Below are 23,595 nucleotides of genomic sequence, written 5' to 3'. Positions count from 1 at the left end.
ACGGCGGGGGCTTTTTTGTGGTCCTGTCCTTTGCGTCGATCCGTCCTGAAGCGGACATTGCCGATGGTGAAGCACACCAGTCAGAGGTGCTTCGGAAATCCCGCCGCAAGATGGTCGATAAACGCGCGCACGGCCGACGGCAGGCCGCGCCGCGTCGTGAAAACAAGATGCACGATCCCCTCGGCGCCGCCCCATTCGGGCAGGACCTGCACGAGACGCCCGTCGGAGAGGGATGCACGGCAAAGATGGTCCGGAAGCCACGCAACCCCCAGTCCGGCGGTCGCCGCCGCCCGCACCGCAACCATGTCGTGCGAGCCAAAGCGCGGTGCCTGGCGGATCTCGTGCGTTTCGCCGTGCGCGTTCACCAGTGGCCAGCAGCAGTCATTCGCCTCGTCGCTTGTGGTCAGGAGCGACGCCGTGGCCAGGTCCGCCAAGGCCCGGATGCCCGCTGCCACGTGGGGATGCGCCACCAGGATACGCTTCGAGCGCCCCAGTGTGCGCATCGTCAGCGCCGCGTCCGATGTCAGCGCCAGGCGCACCCGCAATGCCACGTCGATCCGTTCCTCGATCAGGTCGACGGGGCGATCCACGGCGACAAGTTGCAGCCGCACCCTGGGGTGACGGGCAAGAAAATCCGTGATCAGGCCGCCGATCACGGTCACCATGCCGGTTGGACAACTGAAGCGGATCACACCCGCCGGTTCGGCCTGGGCGGCGCTGACGATCGCTTCGGCCGCCTCGGCCTCGTCCAGCATGGCGCGGCAGCGCTCATAGAATGCACGGCCCAGTTCCGTCACCCGGAAGCGCCGGCTGGATCGCTCGATCAGTCGCGCGCCGAGGCGCGTTTCCAGATCGGTTATCCGGCGACTGAGCTTCGACTTGGGCTCGCGCAGCACGCGCGCCGCTGCCGAAAAGCCGCCATGCGCGACGACCGCGACGAAATACGCATGGTCGTTCAGGTCACGTCGAGCCATCGTTCCTCCTTCTGAACGCTGTGTGCCGATATCGCTCTCTACACCAATCATCGTTCCAGGCGCATGTCTGTCTCATCGACGCGAACGGCGCGTCGCAGACAGGGAACAAAGCAATGACCTACGGATTTGACGGCAAGGTGGTGATCGTCACCGGTGGCACCAGCGGCATCGGCCTCGCCACGGCCAAGGCCTTCGCCAACGAGGGGGCGTTCGTCTTCATCACCGGGCGTCGGCAGGATGTGCTCGATGCGGCGGTTGCCGACATCGGCGGCAAGGTCACCGGCGTGCGCGGCGACATGGGCAAGCTGGAGGATATCGACCGCCTGTATGACGCCGTCCAGAAACGGCACGGCCAGATCGATGTCGTGTTCGCCAATGCGGGTGGTGGCGCGTTCGCTCCACTGGGTGCGATCACAGAGGAACACTACCAGTCGACCTTCGACAGCAACGTCAAGGGTGTGCTCTTCACCGTGCAGAAGGCACTCCCCCTGCTGCGCGACGGGGCCTCGATCGTGCTGAACGCGTCCAACGTCAGCGCCGCCGGAACGCCGGCGCTCAGCGTCTATTCCGCGACCAAGGCCGCCGTGCGCAGCTTTGCACGCAACTGGATGCTCGACCTCAAGGACCGGCACATCCGGGTGAATGCGGTCAGCCCGGGCGTGACCGACACGGCGGGGCTCAACCAGCTCTTTGGCGGCGGCGAGCAGGCCGAGGGCACCAAAAGCTACCTTGCCGGGCTGATCCCCGCGGGCCGCGTGGGCCAGCCCGAGGAAATCGCGCGCGCGGTGCTGTTCCTGGCCTCCAGCGAGGCAAGCTTCATCAATGGCATCGAGCTCTATGTGGACGGTGGCCAGAAGCAGATCTGAACTCAGGCAGCCCCTGCTCGCGCCGGGGCCAGTCGGACACAACGGTGTAACTGCCTCCCCGTTTGGCGCAAGCAGACAGGCAGTAGTCGTCCTCATTTCAGACAGCCAAGCGGTTATGATGGTTGCCCGAAAGCCGACATTGTTAGGCGAACCTCAATAGACCGCCGTTGTGACAAAGCCGTCGTTCACGGACCCGGCGTCAAAAGTCGGTTTCCAGCAGCTATGGACATTCAAAGGCTCCCAGCATCTCATGCAGGAACGAGCAGATCTGGCCGGTTGCAGACCGGCAGCATTTAGTAACTAAACCTCCGGACCTTCCTCCACGGTGCGTGGTCCAACGCTACGATGTCAACACCTTCGGACCGCGTCGGCGCCGGGACGCTCACGCCTGCCCTTTTTTCGAGGCCATATTGAGCAAGTTGTGACAGTTAATCCGTCCCCGTTCCCTCTATTGCTGCTTCATTCTGAGGCAGCGACCAAATCGTCGAGAGGTCAGGTTCGGTCAGAGTTGAAGTGAGTTCAAAGCATGCGTCGCGCAGTGCATCATTTAATGCTGGTAAAAAGTCATTCGGCGTTCGAATTAGTTTGATTTGATCATGTACTACAATGTTTCGTACGTTGTATAGTAGATGATGCCAAGATCCTCCATCTTCTAATTCTTCACCAAGGTCTCCTAATAGTTCACGACATGCGACAGCCAAAGCATCGAAAGCTACTCGATTGACAGTTGGTTGAAGGCAATGCGCCGCCAAGATACCAAGGCGGGATCGGTCCGCAGTGATTGTTGCAAGTTTCTTTTTTAGACGCCAAGAAGATATGTCCATTCCGAGCAGAGCTTTTATGCTCCATGCATACACCTTCTCAATTGAGTATTCGATCAGCTGATATAGCTTCAGAAAACGGCCAACCTCCGAAGTGTCAGTGTCAGATTGCCTCAAGAGTTGAAAAATAACGCCTATATCTTCACCGATAACCGGAGAAACTGCCGCCAAGCTCACAGACATCGAAAACTTATCCGACGAATAAAAATTTGGATCACGCTCGTATCGATCTAATATAGTGATTTTTTGCGCCAGAAGCATGAGTTTGAGTTGCTCAATGCCAATCCCGGCGTCATTCAGGTTCTTCAATCCGGCAACGACGATTGAAAGATGATCTGGAAATATTTCATCTGGAAAAATACATCTATCGCGAAATCCATGAAGTGTCGCTTCTGGAGCAAAATTGGCAATATTGGAAAGGTCGATTAACTTGTGGAAGGCAACACGAGCGTACCTCTTCGGCCAATCCCCATCGATAGCTGCCTCGCCACGAAAAAAGGTCATTGGAAACACATATCCCAGGCTCGCGTGAGTTCCACGCATCTGTAACCTGGAGATCTGAGCTTCGCCGGAATGGCCGGTTAGACAAAAGGCAAAAAAGTATAGGTTGACATCTCGTAAGTCGATATCGGGTAGCCGATGCATTATCTCAAAAACCGGCTGTGTTTGTGATTTGATCTCCGCAACAGACTCGGAAAAACCGATTTCTAGACGTAGCTCAGCTGCTTCGTCTGCAGACAGGCCAAATGCAGACAGAGTTACGGGCATTAGGCGTACATCATCTCATAATCGGTCTGTGCTTTGAGCCAACACATCGAGAGATCGAGATACGTATCGCTACCAGGCAAAAGCAGCGCGCGCATAGCAAACTGAAAATACGCTCGTTGCGCATCACCGATTTTCTTCGCTCTTTGAGCGATCTCATTGAGGATCGTGAGCAGTTGATCGAAGGCGACCGTTGGGTCGCGTGAGAACCTAAGCCCAGGGAGGACCCCGCCAATGTCTTCAAGGCGCGCATACGAGCCGTTTGATACGAGCCTTTTACACTCGGCGCCGAACCCGGACATGGGCTGCGGTCGAGCAAATATGGAGGACACGCTTGCTCCGAATGGTCGGGCAATCGTTTCAGCATCATCTTCGGGCTGGTAAGCCCATCCACTGGATAAAACGTCAACACGAGTTATAAAATCGTTATACATGAGCAAAAGCGTCCGCATGTCGTCCGCATCAGCTCTATATGAATAACGCTCCAGGAAATCCATCTCACGCAGTTCGCCTACTAGAGCCTGCCGATCGTAAGGCATGGGGGTTCCAGTGGAAAACGCATAGAACATATCAATTATGTCGGTGTATTTATATCGGCCAGCACCTCTCGCGCGTTTTTCCTCAACCTCTTTAAGGACTATTATACCATTTGGAAGGTCGCTATTATCGATATAATCGTAATATAGAATTTCCAGCTGATGCCTAAAAGACATCGGCGTTTGACCGGTGTTTAGCGTAAGCATCCGATATAGAATGCCGGTCTTAGAAAGGCCGACGTAAATTTCAACACGAATAACTTGATCAAAAAAGGCGGGACTAGCCTCACCTTCACGATTTGCCGAAATACCTTCAATTGTTAGCGATCTCTGGAGGCCATCCAGAATCAGAAGTTCATTATCCGCCATTGCACGTTCGACGATCGCATCGACGGCTTCCCATCCATCATATGCTGGCCCCGTCTGAATCGCCAGTTGCACGAGATCATCCAATTCCCGCCCATACCTGTCTGTCACCGCAAGGATGATCGGCGGCATAATGCAGCCATTTAGAAGATCTTTTCGAAGCAAATCGTATGTTTTTCCTGCGCTTTTTACCTTACGTCGTTGGAATTCGTTTTTTTGGATCACCTTCGGAGCGAACTTCAAGTATTCGCCGATTGTCATCTCGACGCCGATGTTGACGCCCATGATTTTACGATCGATCAGATGAGAATAAAATTTCACTAGCGGCGCCTCCGACTAACCCGCCGAGAGTAGCGGGATTTTTTGATGCTTGAAACCCCTCTGCCCAAGCGACAGTTTTCGATAGCGTTCAAAGTATTTATCGAGAAGACAAGCTGGAAGAGACATCCTGAAGCCCCCAATAGGATCGATCCGAATTTGGTTCGATCGTCTGCTCCCAGCGACCCGAAAGGCTGCTCCCGTTACAAGCAGCTATTCACAGCTCGATGCGCGAATGTCCGGGTCTGGTCGGTAGCGGTCATGTAGCCACTGCGAGCGACTGCTTTTCAATTATTCTTCACCGACAGCCGACCAGCCGTTCACCCCCCAAAAATCACCTGTCTGCTTTGCACATGGTGAACAGGCAGCACACGCCTCACCCCGGTCCTCAGGGCAGCCGTAACCACAAAGCGGCCACCAGACCGCCATTCGGTCACCCCCCACGGCACACGCCATCCAGCAGCACATCCAGCGCAGCAAGAACCGGTTCCGGCCCGACCTTCTCCTCAAGAAGCTGCCCGCTGATGGCCAGCATGGCCAGGCCATGCACCTGGGCCCAGCTCGCCGCCGCCAGCGCGCTGATGGCCACCGGGCGGAAACTGCCGTCCCGCAGCCCCTCTTCCAGAAGCCGCAGGAGAATCCCGAACGTCGCCATGGCTGCGTCATGCAGATGCGGGTCCATCGTCTTGTCCGCGTCGGCACTGAACATCAGGCGATAAAGGCCCGGATTGCACAGCGCGAAATCGATGCAGGCCCGTGCCACGGCCACGAAGCGCGCCCGCGTGGACGAAGGGCCCGAGGACATCGCCACGCTCATCGCTTCTTCAAGCTGCACGAAGCCGATCCGGGCCAGTTCGCGCAGCAGGCTCTCCCGGTCGCGGAAATGCTTGTAGGGCGCGGCGTGGCTGACATCGGTGCGCCGCGCGACTTCCCGCAGGGTAAAGGCCCAGTTCTGGTCCGTGGCCAGCATGGCAAGGGCCGTATCGATCAGGGCGCGGCGCAGGTCGCCGTGATGATAGGGCCGGTCCTTGGTTTCACTCATCCGTGAGGCCTATGTTTACAGAAGAAACTTTTATTGACACGCGAGCGTCGCGCTCCATATCCTGCTCCGATAAGTTTCTCCTGTAAACATGGAGGGCGCAATGCCCGACTCTGTTTCGGCACATATCGCACCGGCCGACCTGTCCCCTATCCTCGACTGTCAGCGTGCCGCGTTCCTGCGGGCCGGCCCGCCCGGCGCGGCGCAGCGCCGGGCCGATCTGCGCCGCCTGAAAGCGGAAATCCTGAGACGGCGCACCGAGATCGTGCAGGCGCTGAAGACGGATTTCGGCCAGCGGTCGGAGCGCGAAAGCGCCATCGTGGAACTGATCCCGCTGGTGCAGTCGATCGATTACCTGGTCCGGCATCTGGGGCGCTGGATGCGGCCGGAACGTCGCCACGTCTCCCTGTATTTCCGGTCCGGCAGCGCATGGGTGGTCCGCCAGCCGGTGGGCGTCGTGGGGATCATCGCGCCGTGGAACTATCCGGTCTCCCTGGCCCTGGTGCCGCTGGCCACGGCGATCGCGGCCGGCAATCGCGCCATGATCAAGCCATCTGAACTCACACCCGCCACCTCGGCAATCATCGAAAAGATCGTCCAGGCCGTCTTCCCGCCGCAACAGGTCGCCGTCGTCACGGGGGATGCCGAACTGGGCGCGGCATTCTCGGCCCTGCCGTTCGATCATATCCTGTTCACGGGCAGCACGGCCGTGGGCCGGAAAGTCGCCGCGGCGGCGGCCCGCAACCTGACCCCGGTGACGCTGGAACTGGGGGGCAAGTCCCCGGCGGTGATCGAACCCGGCTTTCCCATGCGGCGGGTGGCGGACCGCATGGCGTTCGGCAAGCTGACCAATGCCGGACAGACCTGCATCGCGCCCGATTACGTGCTGCTCCATGAAGACGACAAGGAATCGTTCGCCACCGCCTATCAGGATGCCGCCGGACAACTGTACCCCGGCGGGTATGTCGGCTCGCCGGATTATACCGCCATCCTCAACCCGCATCATTACCAGCGGCTGAACGGCCTGATCCAGGATGCCGAGGCGCACGGCGCACGGATCATCCGCATGGGCAGCGACTCACCCGCCGACCATGTCCTCGCCCCCGTTCTGCTGCTGGACGTCACCCCCGAAATGGCGGTGATGCAGGAGGAAATCTTCGGCCCCATCCTGCCCGTTGTGACCTATCGCACGCCGGAGGAGGCAATCGCCTTCATCAACGCCCGCCCCCGGCCGCTCGCACTCTATTATTTCGGCGACAACCCTTCGGTGCGCGACAGGGTGCTGAAGAACACGATTTCGGGAAACGTCACCCTCAACGGCACCCTGCTGCATATCGCGCAGGACGATTTGCCGTTCGGCGGGGTAGGGGATAGCGGCATCGGGGCCTATCACGGCAAGGAAGGATTCGTGGCGCTCACCCATCCGCGCGGCATCTACCGGCAGGGGCGCTTCAACGCGGCAACGCTCCTTCAGCCGCCTTTCGGAAAGATCACCGATTTCATCACGAATTTCATCCTGAGATGAAAGCAGAAGGCGCCCGCAGACCACGCGGGCATTCATGGACGGGAGACCGATGCCCATGACGACGCGCGTCCTGCTTGCCGGCGCCACCGGCCTCGTCGGGCGCCTCGTCGCGGCCGGCCTCGCCACGCATCCCGACATTGTCCTCACCAGCCTCGCCCGTCGGAAATCCCTTGGGTCCGGGCGGGTCATCGATTTCGAACGCCTGTGCCTCGCCCCCGAAATGACGTTGCGCGCCGTGGCACCTTCCGGAATCGACGTGGCGATTTCCTGCCTGGGCACGACCATTCGCGCCGCCGGGTCGCAGGCGGCGATGGTCCATGTCGATCACGATTATGTCCTGGCCTTCGCCAGGGGTGCCCACGCGCTTGGCGCACGCCAGTTCATTCTCGTCTCGTCCGTGGGGGCCGGCGGTCCCGGTTTCTACCTGCGCACCAAGGGCGCGATCGAGCGCGATATCACGGCGCTGGGTTTCAGGCGCGTGGACATCGTACGCCCCGGCCTGCTGCTGGGGCATCGTGCGGAGGCACGACCGGGTCATCATGCGGAGGCACGACCGATGGAGGCGATCGGCCAGCGGCTGGCGGCGGCCCTGGCCCCGCTCATGGTGGGAAAACTTTCCCCCTACGGCGCGATCCATGCGGAAACCGTCGCAAGCGCCATCGTTCGGCTCGTCGACCGGCCGGGCGACGGACGTCGGACATATTGCAATTCCGACCTGCGCCACCTCGCCTGTTGAACTATCCTTGGCCGTCATCCGGCGCGTGGACGCCCGTCGCCGTTTTTCGGGCCGGCTTCCCCTCGCCATAATCATGACGGGGCACGAAAAGGCAGCATGCGTATCAGGCATCTCGTCATCCCGCTTGCCTGCGCGGCCCTGGTGGCCCTGGCGATGCTGCATCGGCGCTGGCTGCCGGCGACGTACGATCCCACGCAGCCGCTCGATCTCCGGGCGGACTGGACCGTCATCACGCCGCTCAAGCTCCGCCTGCTGTCCGGCGCGCCGGACCTGTGCCGCGCGGCGCTTCGCACCTCGTCCCTGCCGATGCAGGAGCATGCGCATAGTGGCACCGCAGCCTGCCCGCTACAGGATGTCCTGACGGTCGGCGGCCGGGATATTCCCCTCGATCCCGCCAGCTTCCTCGCCTCCTGCAACCTCGCCGTGCGCTGGTCCCTGTTCGAAACCCGGGTCGTCGGGCCGGTCACGCAGCAGGTCTTCCATACCGGCATCGGGCGCATCCGCCATGTCGGAAGCTTCGCCTGCCGCGATGTCCGCGACCGTCCCGGCGCCCAGAGCAGCCACGCCACGGCCGACGCGATCGATGTTTCCGCCTTCATCCTGGCCGATGGAAGGGAAATCCCGGTCGTCGCGTGGAGCCAGCCCGGCCCGCGCGGCCTCTACCTGCACCGGCTCCGCGACGGGGCCTGTCCCATTTTCGGCACCGTCCTGTCGCCGGATTACAATAGCCTGCATGCCGCGCATTTCCACTTGCAGGCCACCGGCTTCGGCCTCTGCCGCTGACGACGGGGCTCTTCGCGGAGGGGCGAGCAGACCGGCACCTTGAAACCGGTTTTTGCCGCCACATATCGGGAATGTTCGCATCGGGACATGCGCCAGCGCCCGTGGAGGGGTCCATGCCCGGAAAGCTCGTCACCTGCCTGTGGTTCGACCATGGCGAGGCGCGCAAGGCGGCCGAATTCTATGCGGCCACCTTTCCCGACAGCCATGTGGGACATGTGCTGCACGCCCCGGCCGATTACCCGGCCGGGCGGCAGGGCGACGAACTGACGGTCGCCTTCACCGTGCTGGGGCACGCGTTCGTCGGGCTGAACGGCGGCCCGGACTGCATGCCCAACCAGGCGGTCAGCTTCCAGGTCATGACCGGCGACCAGGCGGAAACCGACCGCTACTGGCAGGCGATCATCGAAAATGGCGGCAGCGAGGGCGCATGCAGCTGGTGCCGGGACCGCTGGGGCTTTTCATGGCAGATCGTGCCGCGCGCCCTGATCGCGGCCCTTCAGGATGCCGATCGTGCGGCCGCGAAACGGGCGATGGAAGCCATGATGACCATGGGCCGGATCGATATCGCCAGGATCGAGGCAGCCCGACGCGGCAACACGGCATGAAGGGCGCGGCGCAGCGCCTGCATTCTTCCGGCCCCTACGCCCCGTCAGCCCCCCTGCGTCAGGGCGCGCTCGCCTGGTCGAGTTCCACGATATCCCGCTCTTCCAGCGCCAGCGCGGCAGCCTTCGCGAAGCTTTCCACATGGCTGCGCTTCGTGGCGCTGGCGATCGGCGCCGTCACGCCCGGGCGTGCGATCAGCCAGGCCAGCGCCACTTCCGCATCGGTCGCCCCATGGCGGCCTGCGACGGCATCGAGTGCTGCGAGAATGCGCATGCCGCGCGCATCGAGATATTTCCCGATCCCCTCGCCGCGCGGGCTCTGCCCCAGATCGTCCTTGCCGCGATATTTCCCGGACAGGAAACCCGAGGCGAGGCTGTAATAGGTCACGACCCCCAGCCCCTCGCGGAGGCACAGGTCGCGCAGCGCACCGTCGAAGCTGCCCCGGTCGTAGAGATTATATTCCGGCTGGAGCACCTGATAGGCCGGCAACGCCTTGGCCCGCGCCACATGCAGCGCCTCGTCCAGTTGCGTGGCATCGAGGTTGGAGGCCCCGATGGCGCGGATCTTGCCGGCCCGCAGCAACTTGTCGTACGCGCCCAGCGTCTCGGCATAGGGCGTGTTCAGGTCCGGCCAGTGGGAGAAATACAGGTCGATCCGCTCGACCCCCAGCCGCGCGAGCGAGGCCTCGACCGCCTGCGCGATCCAGCGCGCCGACAGGCCCTTGTGGCCGGGCACGCCCAGGTCCGAGCCGACCTTGGTGAAGATCTTCACCCGGTCGCGCATCCCGGGCCGCGCCTTCAGCCAGTTGCCGATGATCGTCTCCGACTCGCCGCCCTTGTTGCCGGGCGCCCAGGCCGAATAGACATCGGCGGTGTCGATGGCATCGAACCCATGGTCGACGAAGGCGTCGAGCACGTCGAAACTCGCCTTTTCGTCGATCGTCCAGCCGAAGACATTGCCGCCGAAGACGATCGGCGCGATCTCGAAGCCTGTGCGGCCCAGGGGACGTTTCTGCATGGCGTGGCTCTCCTGTCTTTCTGGTTCGGAACGACGGAAGAGGCCGCGGGTGCCCGCAAGGGGGCCGGGTTGTCCTCCCCGGCCCGGATATCCGTCAGAACAGCACGTTCAACGCGGTGCTGAGGACCACGGCATCCTTGAACACCGTCGTTCCGCCGACATGATTGACATACTGGAAATCGGGCTGAAGCGACATGCCGGTCATCAGATGGACCGAATAGAACGCCTCGTAGATGTTCTCATGCCCCTGGATGCCGTAGGGCGTGCCGAAATTCGCGCCCTGGAACGGCACGCCATAGGCAGCAGCCGCTTCCTGCGACCGGATGGCGCTGCGGCTGAAATTGGCCCACTGGAAATTGATGCCCACACTGTCCAGAGGCCGGCCCCACAGATAGCCGGTATCCAGCAGGGCGGCGACCAGATGATGGTTCATCTGCGACGTCTTGCCGTCGGCATAGGAATATTGCCCGGCCAGCACCAGCCCGTTCATCTCGCCTTCGCCATGGCGGATCAGCATCTGGTCCGCCAGCACCCAGACCGAGGTCTGCCCGCTCTGCCGGCGCGGCGGCAACCCGGTGACGATCCACGGCTGCCCGTTCCCGTCGGCGTAGAGATTGTTATAGCGCGAATTGTCGTACAGCACGCCGACCTTGTAGTGGCCGACCAGCTTGTTGGGGCCGAATTCGGGGATCCAGCCCACTTCCACCTCGGTGCCCAGCTTGCCCAGATTGTCCTGTCCCCAGGCCCAGCCGGAAATGCCGCCATTGTAGGAATGCGGCGACACGGCAAACAGCCCGCCCATGACATAGAAATGGCGGGTCGGCATCAGGCGCAGCACGGTGCCGATATTGCCCGACGGCCAGTCGCGCCCCGATGTCAGGTATTTCGTCGGCGTCACGTTGCCGCACAGCCAGACGTTCATGAAGCTGCACACCCACGGGGAGTTGTTGAAGAACGTCCCGGTCGGAATCCAGCCCGCCGTCAGGTCGATCTTGTGCTGAAGCCACGATTTCTCGAAATATGCCCAGACCAGGTGCGCGACCACGTTGCCGCGCGCGCCATAGATCTGCTGCACCTGGTTGCCGTTGTCGCCGAACAGCCGGCTGAGATTCTGCCCGTTGCCGTTCACCGCCAGCATGTGCAGCCACAGGTCGTTGGACCACGCGCCCGCGCCCAGCAGCTTGTGCCAGTCGATATCGACCGTGCCGCCCACCTGGCCCGCCAGGGTGTAGCTCTGCTTCTTGCCGCCCGCGACGTTGCCCGAAATGCCTTCATAGACATCCAGGGCCACATACACGCCGTGCTTCTGCAACCACGGCTGCACGCCGCCCCAGTCGCCGAACGCATGGGTAGTGCCGTACGGCGCGCCGAACGAGGGCGGCCCGTAGGGCGATTGCAGGAAGCCGGGGATCGTCTGTTCCAGGTTGCCGACCGGCTCGGTATCCGCCGCCGTCTGGCTGGGGCGGGAGAAGGGCGAGGCAGCCGGCGCGCCCGTATCGTCGGCGCGGGCCGGCAGGGTGCCGGGCCCGACCAAGGCGGCCGCCAGCGACAGGGCGGCCAGGCCGGCGCGGGGCCGCGTGGCGCCCAGCCGGCGCGACAGGGCGCGCAGTGCCCGCATGCCGGTACGGGCGGCGTCGATCAGCGGCAGGGAATGGTGCGGCCGGCCCTCGGAACGATTGGTCACGCTTTCGTATCTTGTCGGGGCCGGTAGGGCAAAAGGACGGTCCTTTCCAAGGAGAATGGGGGCGGGGCGCATCGCGGATGGGGCATTGCCGCGTGATTTTGTCCACATCATCTATATTTTCTATGTATTTTTATTGGGAAATTCCACCCTAAAACCGGGGCGTGCCATTTCCTGCCTTTGCGGGCGCGACGCAGATCCTGCGGCGGGGTATTTTATGTTGTCCGATGTGGCGAGTGGAAAATTTTTATCTTTCTGGTCCCTGACCGGGAATATATTTTTCATTTGCATGCGCCATTCACACGAAAATGTGATCTCAACGCAAGGGAGGGAACCCCGACGTCCTGCGCGTCATAAACATGGCTGGAGGGGCGCGGTTCCGCGCATGCCCCGCCCGCCCCCGCCCGGTCACGGCGCCGGCGCGTGCCGCCGCTCCGCAATGGCGGTGGCCAGCGTCATGATCAGGACCATCGTGGCGGCGCTGGAGCGGACACCCAGGAAATCCGCCTCCGCCACTTCCAGCCACAGGCCCGACGCCGGAATCACCGGGCTGGCCGCGCTGTCGGTCAGCGCCACGACCGGCACCATGCGCTGTTCCAGCAGGCGGAACAGCTCCACCGTGCGCCCGGCATAGGGCGGAAAGCTGATGATGACGGCCGCGTCCTGCGGGCCGGCCGCCATGACGGCGTCTTCCTCCATGCCCGATTCCAGGCCGACGACCTGGTGCGCGATGTCGCGCATGGTCAGCAGATAGGACAGGTACCGCGCGGCGGGCATCGACCGCCGCAGGCCCAGGATATGGATGCGCCGGGCACCGGCCAGCCGCGCGACCGCCTGTTCCAGCCGGGCCGGGTCCAGATGGCGGTGCAGCGCGGCAAGCGATGCGACGGCCGCATGATGGAAACCATCCAGGATCGCCCCGGCATCGCGCCCCCCGGGGCCGGGCGGCCCGTCGGGGCGCGCGCCGGGGGGCGCATGCCGGTTGCGCAGGCGCTCGCGAAACACGGCCTGCATGTCGGGAAATCCGTCGAAGCCGAAGGTCCGGGCAAAGCGTACGACGGTCGAAGGCTGCACCTGCGCCCCCGTCGCCAGGCTGCTGATCGTGCCCAGCGCGATATCCTCGGGGTTGCGCAGGACGAAATCCGCGATCTGCCGCAGGCGCGGGGGCAGGGCGTCGTAGCGCCCGCGCACCGTCTGGTGAAACCGGTCATAGGGGTTGAGCGCGGCATGGGTGCCGGCCTGCTGCCGGCTGTCGCCGTCCTTCACGCTATGCGCTGGCATGGTCGCTGTCTCACTCCCCCGTTCCGGCGGCGCGGGTTGTCCGCGTCATTTTATCGTTTCCCGTCAACCTGCCGCATCCGGCCACGCGGGGCCACATCCGCCACCGTCGATGAAGGATGGTGGAGAAAGCATGGCAGGCCGCGCTCCCCGGCGGCGGCCCGACAGGCCCGAAGAGATTTTCATAAAAAACAACTTTGAAATGAAAAGTCGTTTGCGTTATATTCCCTTCTGTCGGGCGTTCCCCCTCGTACAAGGATCGGTTTGCATGTTTCCTGTGTTCCGGACGATGTTTTCGCGGCTGTGCGTGCTGCCCGTCTTTTCCTGCGCCCTGGCCCACGCGGCACCGGCCGCCTCTCCCCCGGTCCGGATCGACGGGCGCATCGCCGTCAGCACCAGCGGCGTGGGGCCGGATGTGCTGCTGATTCCGGGGCTGGCCTCGTCAGCCGACGTGTGGCGCGCCACCGTCGCGCACCTCGCCCCACATTATCGTGTTCACGTCGTGCAGGTGCTGGGCTTCGCCGGCACCCCGGTCGAAGCCAATGCCACCGGGCCCGTCATCGCGCCGGTCGTGGCGGCCCTTCACGACTATATCGCGACCCGGCACCTGCAACCGGTGCGCGTGATCGGCCATTCGATGGGCGGCCTGATGGGCATGCTGCTCGCCCTCGACCATGCGCCCGATATCGGGCGGCTGATGATCGTCGATGCCCTGCCGTTCTTCGGGGTCGTCATGGGGGCCGCCGACGTCGCGTCGATCGAACCCCGGGCCCACGCCATGCGCGCGCACCTGCTCGACCAGACGCAACAGGAGCTTGCCGCCGCCCAGCCCGCCTTCATGAAGAACCTCGTCCGCTCCACCGGCCCCGCGGCAGCGGCGGCCGTGGCCGCCTCGGCGGCGTCCGACCACCGGGTGGTGGGGCAGGCGCTGTACGACGACATGACGACCGACCTGCGCGGGCGCATCGGCGCCATCACCGTGCCGGTGACGATGCTCTACCCGTGGGACGAAACCGCCGGCATGCCGGCGGCGGCGGTGGACCAGCTCTACCGCACCGCATTCGCCCCGCTGAAACAGGCCGAACTGAAGCGGATCGACGACAGCCGCCACTTCATCATGATCGACCAGCCCGCCGCCTTCCAGGCCGCCGTCGACACCTTCCTGGCGCGATAACACTCTTCCTTCCCACCGCAGGCAACCGAGGCTTCCCATGATCGCCCGTACCGACACGTCGCTGCATGACGACCTGACCTTCCTGCGCGCCCTGGCCGAGGCCGGGCGCGACGCGCCGCTGACCAGCGGCCCCTATTTCCTCAGCGCCGGCCTGCTGTTCGGCCTGGCCAGCTTCGCCGCCTGGCCGGTCGCGACCGGCCGCACGGGCCTGCCGCCGCAGGCGCAGCTCTGGGTATGGCTGGCGGCGATGGTCGTCTACCTGCCGGTGGTCTGGTTCCTCAACCGCGCGCAGCCGGGCCGTCCCGGCAGCGTGGCGCTGGTCAACCGCGCCGTCGGCATGATGTGGAGCGGCCTGGGCACCGGCATCGGCGTCATGTTCCTCGCCGGCATCATCCTGGCCTGGCGCTGCGGCACCCCCATCGTGTGGGCGATGTTCCCGTCGCTGATCCTGGCGATATACGGCGCGGGGTGGAGCGCCACCGCCGTCATCTCGGGCCAGGCCTGGCTGCGGGTGGTGGCGGCGGGGGCGTTCGCCGGCGCGCTGGCCGTGGCCGCGGCCATCGACAGTGCCGCGATCCTGCTGCTCTACGGGCTGCTGATCCTGCTGCTGGTGGCGCTGCCCGGCTGGGTCCTGCTGCGCCGCGAGGGCCGGGCGGCGTGACCGGGCCCATGGCGCATTTCGACATCGGGCAGATCGACGACGTGATCCACGGCCGCGTGCGGCTGGGCATCATGGCCTACCTGTCCTCGGCCGGCATGGCGGATTTCACGGCGCTGCGCACCCATCTGGGCGTCACCGACGGCAATCTGTCGACCCATCTGCGCAAGCTGGAGGATGCGGGCTACGTGGTGCAGGACAAGGGCTTCGCCGGCCGCCGCCCCCTGACGCGGCTGACACTGACCGAAAGCGGCCGCTCCGCCTTCATCGCCTATCTCGATGCGATCCGCCGGCTGGTGGACCAGACCGCGCCGCCGGGCTGAGAACCGGCCAGGCAGGGCCGATGTTTTCCGCGTGACGGCGCCCCCGCGACTTGCGAACATCGGGCAATGACCGCCTGTCCCGCCGATTTCCCGACTCTCAGCCGGGCCGCCGCCCTGGCCACCCGCCGGCAGCGCCATGCGGGCGGGCGCGCCCTGCGCAAGACCCTGCCGCGCGGCGCGCATGCCGACTGGGTGCCCCCGCCGGGCCGCGCCGACCCGGTCGCGATCCTGGAACGGCAGGCCGAGGGCCGGATCGCCGGCCTGCTGCCCATCCGCTACCGGCGGATGGCGGCATCGCCCTTCGCCTTCCTGCGCGGGGCGGCGGCCGTGATGGCGGCGGACCTGGCGCACACGGTCTGGGCCGGCCCGCGCGTGCAGGGCTGCGGGGACTGCCACCTGGCCAATTTCGGCGCCTATGCCTCGCCCGAGGGCGCGCCCGTCTTCGACATCAACGATTTCGACGAAACCCTGCCCGCGCCCTTCGAGTGGGACATCAAGCGCCTGGGGGCCTCGCTGGTGCTGGCGGGGCAGGAGGACGGCCTGGCCGACGGCGCGGCACGCGACCTGGCCGTGCTGGCGGCGCGGGCCTACGCGGCCGAAATGGCGCGCCTGGCCCCGCTGACGCCCTTGCAGATCTGGACCAACCGCATCGACCTCGCCGCCGCGATCGACGCCTTCGCCGACGGCCGCGCACGCCGGCGCGCGCGCAGCCTGCTGGCCGCACGGATGGAAAGCGCCGGCCGCCATTTCGGCCTGGTGGCCGACAATGGCGGCACGCCGTCCCTGCGCGAAAAGCCGCCGCTGGTGATGCGCCTGCCCGAGCACGACCAGACCGTGCGCGGCGCCTTCGCCCGCTACGTCGCCACCCAGCCGCCCGAACGCGCCATCCTGCTGGCGCAGTACCGCCTGCGCGACGTCATCTTCAAGGTCGTGGGGGTGGGCAGCGTCGGCACGTTCTGCGCCATCGGCCTGTTCGCCACCGCCGACGGCGACAGCCTGCTGCTCCAGATCAAGCAGGCGCAGGAGTCCGTCCTCGCCCCCTATGCCGGGGTGTCCGCCCTGCGCAACCAGGGCCAGCGGGTCGTGACCGGCCAGCGCATGATGCAGGCGGCATCCGACGCCTTCCTGGGCTGGACCCACACGCAGGACGAGGCCGAGGATGGGCATGACGCGCTGTCGGGCGCCAACCGGCAATTCTATGTCCGCCGCGTCAAGGATTCCCGCCTGGCCGCCATCGGCACCGAGGTCGCGCAGCAGGGGCTGGCCGACTACGCGCCCCTCTGCGGCCGCGCGCTGGCCCGCGCCCATGCCCGCACCGGCGACGTGGTGGCGCTGGCGGCCTATCTGGGCCGGGGCCGCGCCTTTGCCGATGCGATCGGCGGCTTCTCGGTCCTCTATGCCGCCCAGACGCGCCGCGACTGGTCGGCGTTCCAGGCCGCGATCGCCGCCGGCCGCCTGCCGGTGGAGGGGGAAGGGACCTGACCATGGCGCCCGGAACCGCCGCGGCGCCCGGGGCCGGGGCCCCCCCGCCACGGGGCCTGCTGGCCCGCCTGCGCGCGCCCGGTGCGGCGCGCGACGCGCTGGCGGGGCTGACGCTGGCCTCGATGAACATCCCCCAGGTGCTGGGCTATGCCGCCATTGCGGGCATGCCGGCGGTCACGGGCCTCTATACCGTGCTGCTGCCGCTGGTGGCCTTCGCCGTGCTGGGCTCGTCGCGGCATCTGGTGGTGGCGGCCGATTCCGCCACCGCCGCCATCATCGCCAGCGGGCTGGCGGGCATGGCGGTGGCGGGCAGCCCGCGCTACGTGGCGCTGGTCGGCGCGGTGGCATGGCTGGCGGCGGCGTTCCTGCTGGGGGCGCGGCTGTTCCGCCTGGGGTTCCTGGCCGATTTCTTCTCGCGCACCGTGCTGGTCGGCTTCCTGACCGGGGTCGGGGGGCAGGTCTGCATCGCCATGTCGCGCGACATGCTGGGGGTGGCGGCCCCGGCGCATAATCCGCTGGCGCAGCTGGTGCAGGTCGCGCGCGGCCTGCCGGGGGCCAGCGGGGTGTGCGCCGGCCTGTCGCTGCTGGTGGTGGCGCTGATCCTGGGGGGCGGGCGGCTGCTGCCGCGCGCGCCGATGGCGCTGGTCGCGGTGGTGGGCGGCATCGCCGCCAGCCGGGCGCTGGGCCTGGCCGGCCACGGGGTGGCGGTCATCGGCCCCATCGCGGGCGGTCTGCCCTCGCTGCGCCTGCCGGACGTGACGTGGAACCAGATGCTGGCCCTGCTGCCGGTCGCGGGCTCCTGCGTGGTGGTGATCATCGCGCAGAGCGCCGCGACCTCGCGCGCCTTCGCCATGCGCTGCCGCGAGAGCGTGGACGAAAACGCCGACATACTGGGCCTCAGCGCCGCCAACGCCGCCGCCGCGCTCACGGGGGCCTTCGTGGTCAACGGCAGCCCGACCCAGACGGCGATGGCACTGCGGGCGGGCGCGCGCAGCCAGCGCGCCCAGCTCGTCTTCGCGCTGGTCACGCTGGTCGTGCTGCTGGTGCTGACCGGGCCGCTGCGCGACCTGCCGCGCTGCGTGCTGTCGGCCATCGTCTTCGCCGTGGCCTCGGGCATGATCGACTGGCGCGGCCTGCTGGCCATCCGCCGCGAAAGCCCGGGCGAATTCCGCCTGGCATTGGCCACCGCCGCCGCCGTGGTGGGGGTGGGGGTGGAACAGGGCATCTTCCTGGCGATCGCGCTGTCGCTGTTCCGCCATGTCCGCCACAGCTATCGCCCGCACAGCATGGTGCTGCGGGTGGACGACGCCACCGGCATGCTGGAGCCGGTGCCGGTGGCGCGGGGCATGCAGACCGAACCGGGGCTGGTCGTCTACCGGTTCGGCGCCGACCTGTTCTATGCCAACTGCTCGCGCTTCGCGGACGATGTGCGGCTGCTGGCAGCCAGCGCGCCGACGCCCCTGCGGTGCCTGATCGTCGATGCCAGCGCGATCACCGACATCGATTTCTCGGCCGCCGGCACGCTGCGCGACCTGCTGGCGGAGCTGCGCGGGCGCGGCGTGCGCGTGCTGTTCGGCCGTGTCTCGCCCTATCTGCGCGCCGACATGGACCGGCACCGGATCACGCAGGTCGCCGGCCCCGATGCGTTTTTCACCGCGCTGCACCCCGCGATCCGGGCCGGCCGCGCCATCGTCCGGGCCGCCGCCGGCGTTTGATGCGGGCACGGGGTGAAGATACCCTTCTCCCTGTTCCCGAGTCGGACAAGGTCGGTTATGACTGCTAACGGGGGATGAACGGGGTGTGATGGCGCATGGTGGATGATTTTCATGACGTCATGGCGCTGGCGATCCAGGGCAGCGGGACCGGTATCTGGGACCGCGACGTCGTGACCGGCACGATCAGGTATTCAGCCGGCTGGGTCGAATTACTGGGCTATGACCACGACGAACTCTCGACACGGATAGAAGACAGCTACGACCGCGTGCATCCCGACGACCGGGCCTATGTCCAGGCGACGATGCAGGATCATTTCGATGGGCGCAGCTCGGTCTACGAGGTCGAGCACCGGCTGCGCTGCCGCGACGGCAGCTACAAATGGGTCCTCAGCCGCGGCATGGTCATCAGCCGCGATGCCGAGGGCCGGGCCCTGCGCATGGTCGGCACCACCGCCGACATCACCTCCACCCGCCTGATGGCCGAGCGGCTGCACCAGAGTACCAGCTTGGTCGCCAACCTGACCAACCAGATCCCCGGCCTGATCTTCGAATCCCGCCGCTCGCCCGAGGGCACGGCCCGCATGACCTATGTCAGTTCCGGCATCGGCGAGATCTTTGGGCTGACGGCCGAAGACGTGGCGGTCAGCACCGCGTGCATCCACGACCGGATCCACCCCGACGACCTGCCGATGTACATGGCGTCGCTCGATGCCTCGCAGCGCGATCTCGTTTCCTGGCAATGCATCTTTCGCGTCGACCTGCCGACGCGGGGGCTGTGCTGGCGGCAGATCGACGCCCGGCCGGCCCGCCTGCCGGACGGCGAGACGCTGTGGCACGGCCTGGTCACCGACGTGACCGAGCGGATGGAGATGGAGCAGCAGCTTCACGACCTGGCGCGCCTGGACCATCTGAGCGGCCTGCCGAACCGCCGCGCGTTCCTGGAACGGATGGAAAAGACATGGTCCGCCCTGGTGCAGCTGCGGCTCGACCGGGTGGCGGTCCTGATGATCGACGTCGATCATTTCAAATCGATCAACGACCGCTACGGCCATGCGGCGGGCGACGAGGTGATCCGCCATGTCGCCGCCCTCATGTCGCTCGTCCTGCGCTCCGGCGACATCACCGGCCGGATGGGCGGCGAGGAATTCGCCATCTGCCTCCCCGGCGTGGGGCTGGAGGAAGCCGGCCGGATCGCCGACCGCCTGCGCACCGAAATCGCGGAAACCCAGGCCTGGTTCGAGGACATCGCCATTTCGCTGACGGTCAGCATCGGCATCGCCGCCATGCTGCCCACCGACAGGAATGGCGAGCAGGTCCTGGCACGGGCGGACAAGGCCCTGTACACGGCCAAGCAGGAGGGCCGCAACCGGGTGGCCTTCGCCGAAAGCGTGAGCTGAGCACCGGCATGGGGCAGCGCGCCGCGCGGGTCGGACCCTGGCCGTGACGGCCGCGCCGCAACCGGGGTCGCAACTGGGGCTGGGGCTGGGATACGGCGTGGCGGCCGGCGCGTTCTGGGCGCTGGGGTTCCTCGCCCCCGCCCTGGCGGCCGATTTCACCCCGTTGCAGGTCTCGATCGGCCGTTACCTGGCCTATGGCGCCTTCTCGGTGCTGGCGCTGGCGCCGCGCTGGCCGGCGGTGCGCGCGACGATCGGCGGGCGCGAGATCCGGGCCCTGTTCGCGCTCGGCCTGCTGGGCAACATCCTGTACTACGCCCTGCTGTCCTATGCGGTGCGGCTGGGCGGCATCGCCGCCACCTCGCTGATCATCGGCCTGCTGCCGGCGGTGCTGACGGTGATCGGCAGCCGCGACGACGGCGCGGTGTCGCTGCGGCGGCTGGCGCCGTCGCTGCTGTTCAGCCTCGCGGCCATCGGCTGCATCGCCTGGGGGGCGCTCGGCGCGCCCGGCCCGGCGCCGCGCGGGGCACCGGTGCAGGGCTGGCTGTGCGCCGTCGGCGCCATGCTGTCCTGGGCGGCCTACGCCGTCGGCAACCAGCGCTGGCTGGCCCGGCTGCACCATGTCTCGGCACAGGACTGGAACCTGCTGACCGGCAGCGCCACCGGCATCCTGGCGGTGCTGGTCGCGGGCCCGGCCTTCCTGCTGGGCGCGCCGGGCGCCGCCGGCGGGTGGGACTGGGCGCGGTTCGCCGCCGTCGCGGCCGGCACCGGCTTCCTGGTATCGATCGTGGGCAACGTCTTCTGGAACCGCATGAGCCGCCTGCTGCCGCTGACGCTGGCGGGCCAGATGATCCTGTTCGAAACCCTGTTCGCCCTGCTCTACGGTTTTTTGTGGGAGCAGCGCCTGCCGACTGGCATCGAAATCGCGGCGATGCTGCTGGTCTGCGCCGGCGTGCTGTCCGGCATGGCCGTCCACCGCCCGTCCCCCGGCATGCCCGCCCCGGAGCCCTCCTGATCTCCAGGCCGGCTTTTCAGCCGGCCTGGTCGTGCAATGTCCTGTACATCACATGGCAATCCACCAGCCCCAGCGTGGCGTGGCGATAGGCGCCGGGCAGGGTGCCGACGATGAGGAACCCGTGGCGCCGCCACAGCCGGACCGCAACCTGGTTGCTGGCCACCACCATGTTGAACTGCATGGCGGCAAACCCCATCCGCGCCGCCTCGGCCAGCGAATGCGCGCACAGCGCGGCCGCCACCCCCTGCCCACGCGCCGCCGGCGCCACGATATAGCCGGCATTGCACACATGGTCGCCCGGCCCGGCGGCATTGGGCTTGATGTAATAGCTGCCCAGGATGGCCCCGTCGCGCTCGGCGACGAAGGTGGCGCGCGGCGCCTCGCCCCACAGCGCCCACCCCGCCGCCCGGTCCAGCCCGGGGTCCAGCGCATAGGTCTCGCCCGCGCGGGCAATGTCGCGCAGAACGGGCCAGACCGCGTCGAAATCGTCGGGCCTCATCGGGCGGATCAGCATGCGGCATTCCTCATGGCGGTGGCGCGGCCGCCACTATAGGCCGGCCGCGCGCCGCCACGAAGGGTCAGGTCCGCGCGTTCCGCCCCGGCCGGCCGCAACGCGTCAGCAGGGCGCGCAGATGGTTGACCACGGGAAAGACCTCGCGGTTCCGGTCGCCGCCCTGGGCGTCCCAGGCCAGCTGCTCCAGCTCCACCACCTCGCGGTCCTCCTCGAAGATCCGGTTGGTGAACACCGCCAGCGCCGGCCAGATCAGGTCGATCAGGAACGGGATCTTCGGCCGCCGCACCGACAGCAGGCCAAAGGCGCGGCTGGTGCGCTGGTCGGCGCTCTGCGGCACATAGGCCACCCACAGATCCATCATCAGGTCGCCGTCCTTGTCGACGATCCACAGCCGCTGGTACGGATATTCGGTGCGCACCGTCACCACTTCCTCGACCGGCTGCTCCTTGCCCTTCAGGTCGCGATGCCGGCCGAAGATCAGGGCCTCGGCCAGCGGCTGGTGGGTGTCGGTGCGGGCAAAGCTGTAGCGGGCCTCGACGAAGTTCTCGCCCCGGTCCTGGCCCAGGAAGCGCGCGCGGATCTGCCCCATCTGCCGGCGGTGCAGGAACTGATGGTTCATGTCCATCAGGTTCTCGTGCATGAACGTATAATGGCAGGCCACGCGGGGCCCGAACTGCCGGGTGCGGTATTCCGGGTCGCCCACATGCGCCAGCCGGGGCATGGGCACCGAATCGGCCAGCGCCGGGTCGCCGGGGAAGACGAAGATCAGCCCGCCCTCCTCGCGGCAGGGATAGGTCCGCACCCCGTTGGGCAGCTTGCCCTTGCCCAGATAGGGCACGTCGATGCAGCGGCCCGACCGGCCATAGGCCCAGCCGTGATAGCAGCACTGGACCGACTGCCCCTTCACCGTGCCCTTGCTCAGCGGCACCTGCCGGTGGGCGCACCGGTCTTCCAGCGCGAAGACCGCGCCCTCGGTGGGGCGCACCAGCGCGATCGGCTGGCCGGCATAGCGGGTGGCGAGGGTCTTGCCCGCCTTGAGTTCGTGCGACCAGGCGACGGGGTACCAGAAATCGGGGTCGCAATCGACGGTCCGCAGGTCGGGGGTGCCGGGTCTGGTGTCGTCCTCATGCTCGGTAAGGGTGATCTGGTCCATGGTCATGTCCGTTCCGGTTCTTTCCTGGTCGCGCATTGTCCCCCTTCGGGAACGTCCTTGTCTCGCCCCAGTTGTGAAACCGAGCCCTGCACGAAACGAGACGATGCTTTCTTCCCTCTTGACAAGGGCTTCCGCCGCCCCGATCGGCAGACAACTCCCAAAAATAAAAGATACAATCGAAACGAACATAAATGCCATACCGATATGATCGGACATTCAATATAATAATACGCGATTATAAATAATAATCTTTCTCGGCATTCATTCGAATAAATAATATGCCTGATGATAAGAATTGTGAAAAAATGAAACAGAGCACAGTCAAAAATGTGTCATATTTGCCGCACGAATAGGGAATTGGTCGCGGTACTCCCCTGCTTCTGTTGCATTTTTATCCCGCATTACGTTTAGTTTAGCCGCAATGGCCGCCGATTCATGGCGGCGGTTAACCATCCAGTGGAATGCGACGAAGGGAGCCCGGGCGCCTGCCATGACCGACATCGTTTCAGACGCCTCCCGCCTCGATTCCTGACTCCGCCACCGCGGCGCGACGCTCGTCCGACGCGATCGACAAGGGGACATGACGGGTCCCGCGGGCAGCCGCCCGCGCGGGGGATTCGCGCCCTATCCTGACAAGGTGAGTATGACCAGACAGACCGGATTTCTCCGACGCCATGGCCGATCGTTCCTGCTGGGATCGGCTTCCCTGCTGATGGCCTCGGCCAGCCTGCCCGCGCTTGCCGCCAGCGGCGAGACCGACAAGGCCCATGTCCGCCACCGTGCCGCCAGGGCCGCGCACCACGCCCCGGCCGCCACCACCGCCGCGCATCCGGCGGCGGCCGCGCGTCCGGCCGCGCGC

General features: G+C 65.9%; 23 protein-coding genes. 13 read left to right on the top strand and 10 right to left on the bottom strand.

Translation table 11 applies throughout. The annotated features are described in order from the left end of the window. Nucleotides 1-80 precede the first annotated feature (80 nt). Nucleotides 81-974, bottom strand: a complete 894-nt coding sequence (locus HLH27_RS02490; RefSeq protein ID WP_182947550.1) for a LysR substrate-binding domain-containing protein — start codon at nt 972-974, stop codon at nt 81-83. Between the two features lie 113 nt (nt 975-1,087). Here HLH27_RS02490 and HLH27_RS02485 point away from each other — a divergent pair, with 113 nt between their 5' ends. After that, complete coding sequence (locus HLH27_RS02485; RefSeq protein ID WP_182947549.1) at nt 1,088-1,840, top strand: SDR family NAD(P)-dependent oxidoreductase; 753 nt, start codon at nt 1,088-1,090, stop codon at nt 1,838-1,840. 428 nt (nt 1,841-2,268) lie between these two features. On the opposite strand, the gene HLH27_RS02480 is transcribed toward HLH27_RS02485, so the two are convergent. The 3 genes from HLH27_RS02480 to HLH27_RS02470 form a co-directional block, all read right to left on the bottom strand. Further along, on the bottom strand, nt 2,269-3,429 hold the full coding sequence (locus HLH27_RS02480) for a hypothetical protein (protein WP_182947548.1): 1,161 nt from the start codon (nt 3,427-3,429) through the stop codon (nt 2,269-2,271). Further along, nucleotides 3,429-4,649 (bottom strand): hypothetical protein, encoded by a 1,221-nt coding sequence (locus tag HLH27_RS02475; RefSeq protein WP_182947547.1) that lies wholly within the window; start codon nt 4,647-4,649, stop codon nt 3,429-3,431. The genes HLH27_RS02480 and HLH27_RS02475 overlap by 1 nt, the downstream gene beginning before the upstream one ends. Nucleotides 4,650-5,079: 430 nt before the next feature. Then, a complete protein-coding gene (locus tag HLH27_RS02470; protein ID WP_182947546.1) occupies nt 5,080-5,688 on the bottom strand; it encodes a TetR/AcrR family transcriptional regulator in 609 nt (202 codons plus the stop codon). 88 nt (nt 5,689-5,776) lie between these two features. Here HLH27_RS02470 and HLH27_RS02465 point away from each other — a divergent pair, with 88 nt between their 5' ends. The 4 genes from HLH27_RS02465 to HLH27_RS02450 all read left to right on the top strand — a co-directional run bounded on the left by HLH27_RS02465 (nt 5,777) and on the right by HLH27_RS02450 (nt 9,334). Beyond that, complete coding sequence (locus tag HLH27_RS02465) at nt 5,777-7,210, top strand: coniferyl aldehyde dehydrogenase (protein ID WP_182947545.1); 1,434 nt, start codon at nt 5,777-5,779, stop codon at nt 7,208-7,210. Nucleotides 7,211-7,265: 55 nt separating this feature from the next. After that, entirely contained in the window at nt 7,266-7,946 is a 681-nt protein-coding gene (locus tag HLH27_RS02460; RefSeq protein WP_182947544.1) for an NAD-dependent epimerase/dehydratase family protein, read from the top strand. 96 nt (nt 7,947-8,042) lie between these two features. Continuing rightward, a complete protein-coding gene (locus tag HLH27_RS02455; protein ID WP_182947543.1) occupies nt 8,043-8,729 on the top strand; it encodes an extensin-like domain-containing protein in 687 nt (228 codons plus the stop codon). Nucleotides 8,730-8,842: 113 nt separating this feature from the next. Then, nucleotides 8,843-9,334 (top strand): VOC family protein, encoded by a 492-nt coding sequence (locus tag HLH27_RS02450; RefSeq protein ID WP_182947542.1) that lies wholly within the window; start codon nt 8,843-8,845, stop codon nt 9,332-9,334. 58 nt (nt 9,335-9,392) lie between these two features. Here the strand turns inward: HLH27_RS02450 and HLH27_RS02445 are convergent, their stop codons facing one another. The 3 genes from HLH27_RS02445 to HLH27_RS02435 form a co-directional block, all read right to left on the bottom strand. After that, complete coding sequence (locus tag HLH27_RS02445) at nt 9,393-10,349, bottom strand: aldo/keto reductase (protein ID WP_182947541.1); 957 nt, start codon at nt 10,347-10,349, stop codon at nt 9,393-9,395. 94 nt (nt 10,350-10,443) lie between these two features. Continuing rightward, a complete protein-coding gene (locus HLH27_RS02440; protein ID WP_338029824.1) occupies nt 10,444-12,033 on the bottom strand; it encodes a carbohydrate porin in 1,590 nt (529 codons plus the stop codon). A gap of 405 nt (nt 12,034-12,438) precedes the next feature. After that, the gene (locus HLH27_RS02435; protein ID WP_182947540.1) at nt 12,439-13,311 is read right to left on the bottom strand and encodes a MurR/RpiR family transcriptional regulator; all 873 of its coding nucleotides are present in this window, start codon (nt 13,309-13,311) and stop codon (nt 12,439-12,441) included. A gap of 265 nt (nt 13,312-13,576) precedes the next feature. Between HLH27_RS02435 and HLH27_RS02430 the strand changes: the two genes are divergently transcribed. The 7 genes from HLH27_RS02430 to HLH27_RS02400 all read left to right on the top strand — a co-directional run bounded on the left by HLH27_RS02430 (nt 13,577) and on the right by HLH27_RS02400 (nt 21,069). Further along, nucleotides 13,577-14,482: an alpha/beta fold hydrolase gene (locus HLH27_RS02430; protein ID WP_182947539.1), complete on the top strand. Its 906-nt coding sequence runs from the start codon at nt 13,577-13,579 to the stop codon at nt 14,480-14,482. Nucleotides 14,483-14,519: 37 nt separating this feature from the next. Continuing rightward, on the top strand, nt 14,520-15,143 hold the full coding sequence (locus HLH27_RS02425; RefSeq protein WP_182947538.1) for a hypothetical protein: 624 nt from the start codon (nt 14,520-14,522) through the stop codon (nt 15,141-15,143). Between the two features lie 8 nt (nt 15,144-15,151). Beyond that, nucleotides 15,152-15,463 (top strand): winged helix-turn-helix domain-containing protein, encoded by a 312-nt coding sequence (locus HLH27_RS02420; protein WP_182947537.1) that lies wholly within the window; start codon nt 15,152-15,154, stop codon nt 15,461-15,463. A 66-nt stretch (nt 15,464-15,529) separates the two neighbouring features. Continuing rightward, on the top strand, nt 15,530-16,945 hold the full coding sequence (locus tag HLH27_RS02415; protein ID WP_182947536.1) for a DUF2252 domain-containing protein: 1,416 nt from the start codon (nt 15,530-15,532) through the stop codon (nt 16,943-16,945). A gap of 2 nt (nt 16,946-16,947) precedes the next feature. After that, on the top strand, nt 16,948-18,660 hold the full coding sequence (locus HLH27_RS02410; RefSeq protein ID WP_182947535.1) for a SulP family inorganic anion transporter: 1,713 nt from the start codon (nt 16,948-16,950) through the stop codon (nt 18,658-18,660). Nucleotides 18,661-18,755: 95 nt separating this feature from the next. Beyond that, nucleotides 18,756-20,057, top strand: coding sequence for a sensor domain-containing diguanylate cyclase (locus HLH27_RS02405; protein WP_182947534.1), 1,302 nt, complete (start codon nt 18,756-18,758; stop codon nt 20,055-20,057). 43 nt (nt 20,058-20,100) lie between these two features. After that, on the top strand, nt 20,101-21,069 hold the full coding sequence (locus tag HLH27_RS02400) for a DMT family transporter (RefSeq protein WP_338029823.1): 969 nt from the start codon (nt 20,101-20,103) through the stop codon (nt 21,067-21,069). Nucleotides 21,070-21,085: 16 nt separating this feature from the next. Here the strand turns inward: HLH27_RS02400 and HLH27_RS02395 are convergent, their stop codons facing one another. From HLH27_RS02395 to HLH27_RS02385, 3 genes are all read right to left on the bottom strand, one after another. Next, entirely contained in the window at nt 21,086-21,583 is a 498-nt protein-coding gene (locus tag HLH27_RS02395; protein ID WP_182947533.1) for a GNAT family N-acetyltransferase, read from the bottom strand. Nucleotides 21,584-21,647: 64 nt separating this feature from the next. After that, on the bottom strand, nt 21,648-22,736 hold the full coding sequence (locus HLH27_RS02390) for a Rieske 2Fe-2S domain-containing protein (RefSeq protein ID WP_182947532.1): 1,089 nt from the start codon (nt 22,734-22,736) through the stop codon (nt 21,648-21,650). A 321-nt stretch (nt 22,737-23,057) separates the two neighbouring features. Further along, nucleotides 23,058-23,237 carry a hypothetical protein gene (locus HLH27_RS02385; protein WP_182947531.1) on the bottom strand — a complete coding sequence of 60 codons (180 nt, stop codon included), beginning with the start codon at nt 23,235-23,237 and terminating at the stop codon, nt 23,058-23,060. A gap of 142 nt (nt 23,238-23,379) precedes the next feature. On the opposite strand from HLH27_RS02385, the gene HLH27_RS02380 reads away from it, so the two are divergent. Then, the coding region (locus tag HLH27_RS02380; RefSeq protein WP_182947530.1) for a hypothetical protein at nt 23,380-23,595 on the top strand (216 nt) is incomplete at its 3' end.

The sequence above is a fragment of the Gluconacetobacter takamatsuzukensis genome (assembly GCF_014174275.1).
Classification (GTDB): domain Bacteria; phylum Pseudomonadota; class Alphaproteobacteria; order Acetobacterales; family Acetobacteraceae; genus Gluconacetobacter; species Gluconacetobacter takamatsuzukensis.
The sequence above is the reverse complement of the archived record's forward strand: the minus strand, read 5'-3'. Positions and strand labels throughout refer to the sequence as shown.

Coding starts and splice junctions, on each gene's coding strand:
- HLH27_RS02490 (WP_182947550.1), bottom strand. CDS start 974: ATGGCTCGACGTGACCTGAACGACCATGCGTATTTCGTCGCGGTCGTC.
- HLH27_RS02485 (WP_182947549.1), top strand. CDS start 1,088: ATGACCTACGGATTTGACGGCAAGGTGGTGATCGTCACCGGTGGCACC.
- HLH27_RS02480 (WP_182947548.1), bottom strand. CDS start 3,429: ATGCCCGTAACTCTGTCTGCATTTGGCCTGTCTGCAGACGAAGCAGCT.
- HLH27_RS02470 (WP_182947546.1), bottom strand. CDS start 5,688: ATGAGTGAAACCAAGGACCGGCCCTATCATCACGGCGACCTGCGCCGC.
- HLH27_RS02465 (WP_182947545.1), top strand. CDS start 5,777: ATGGAGGGCGCAATGCCCGACTCTGTTTCGGCACATATCGCACCGGCC.
- HLH27_RS02460 (WP_182947544.1), top strand. CDS start 7,266: ATGACGACGCGCGTCCTGCTTGCCGGCGCCACCGGCCTCGTCGGGCGC.
- HLH27_RS02455 (WP_182947543.1), top strand. CDS start 8,043: ATGCGTATCAGGCATCTCGTCATCCCGCTTGCCTGCGCGGCCCTGGTG.
- HLH27_RS02450 (WP_182947542.1), top strand. CDS start 8,843: ATGCCCGGAAAGCTCGTCACCTGCCTGTGGTTCGACCATGGCGAGGCG.
- HLH27_RS02445 (WP_182947541.1), bottom strand. CDS start 10,349: ATGCAGAAACGTCCCCTGGGCCGCACAGGCTTCGAGATCGCGCCGATC.
- HLH27_RS02435 (WP_182947540.1), bottom strand. CDS start 13,311: ATGCCAGCGCATAGCGTGAAGGACGGCGACAGCCGGCAGCAGGCCGGC.
- HLH27_RS02430 (WP_182947539.1), top strand. CDS start 13,577: ATGTTTCCTGTGTTCCGGACGATGTTTTCGCGGCTGTGCGTGCTGCCC.
- HLH27_RS02425 (WP_182947538.1), top strand. CDS start 14,520: ATGATCGCCCGTACCGACACGTCGCTGCATGACGACCTGACCTTCCTG.
- HLH27_RS02420 (WP_182947537.1), top strand. CDS start 15,152: ATGGCGCATTTCGACATCGGGCAGATCGACGACGTGATCCACGGCCGC.
- HLH27_RS02415 (WP_182947536.1), top strand. CDS start 15,530: ATGACCGCCTGTCCCGCCGATTTCCCGACTCTCAGCCGGGCCGCCGCC.
- HLH27_RS02410 (WP_182947535.1), top strand. CDS start 16,948: ATGGCGCCCGGAACCGCCGCGGCGCCCGGGGCCGGGGCCCCCCCGCCA.
- HLH27_RS02405 (WP_182947534.1), top strand. CDS start 18,756: ATGGTGGATGATTTTCATGACGTCATGGCGCTGGCGATCCAGGGCAGC.
- HLH27_RS02395 (WP_182947533.1), bottom strand. CDS start 21,583: ATGCTGATCCGCCCGATGAGGCCCGACGATTTCGACGCGGTCTGGCCC.
- HLH27_RS02390 (WP_182947532.1), bottom strand. CDS start 22,736: ATGGACCAGATCACCCTTACCGAGCATGAGGACGACACCAGACCCGGC.
- HLH27_RS02385 (WP_182947531.1), bottom strand. CDS start 23,237: ATGTCGGTCATGGCAGGCGCCCGGGCTCCCTTCGTCGCATTCCACTGG.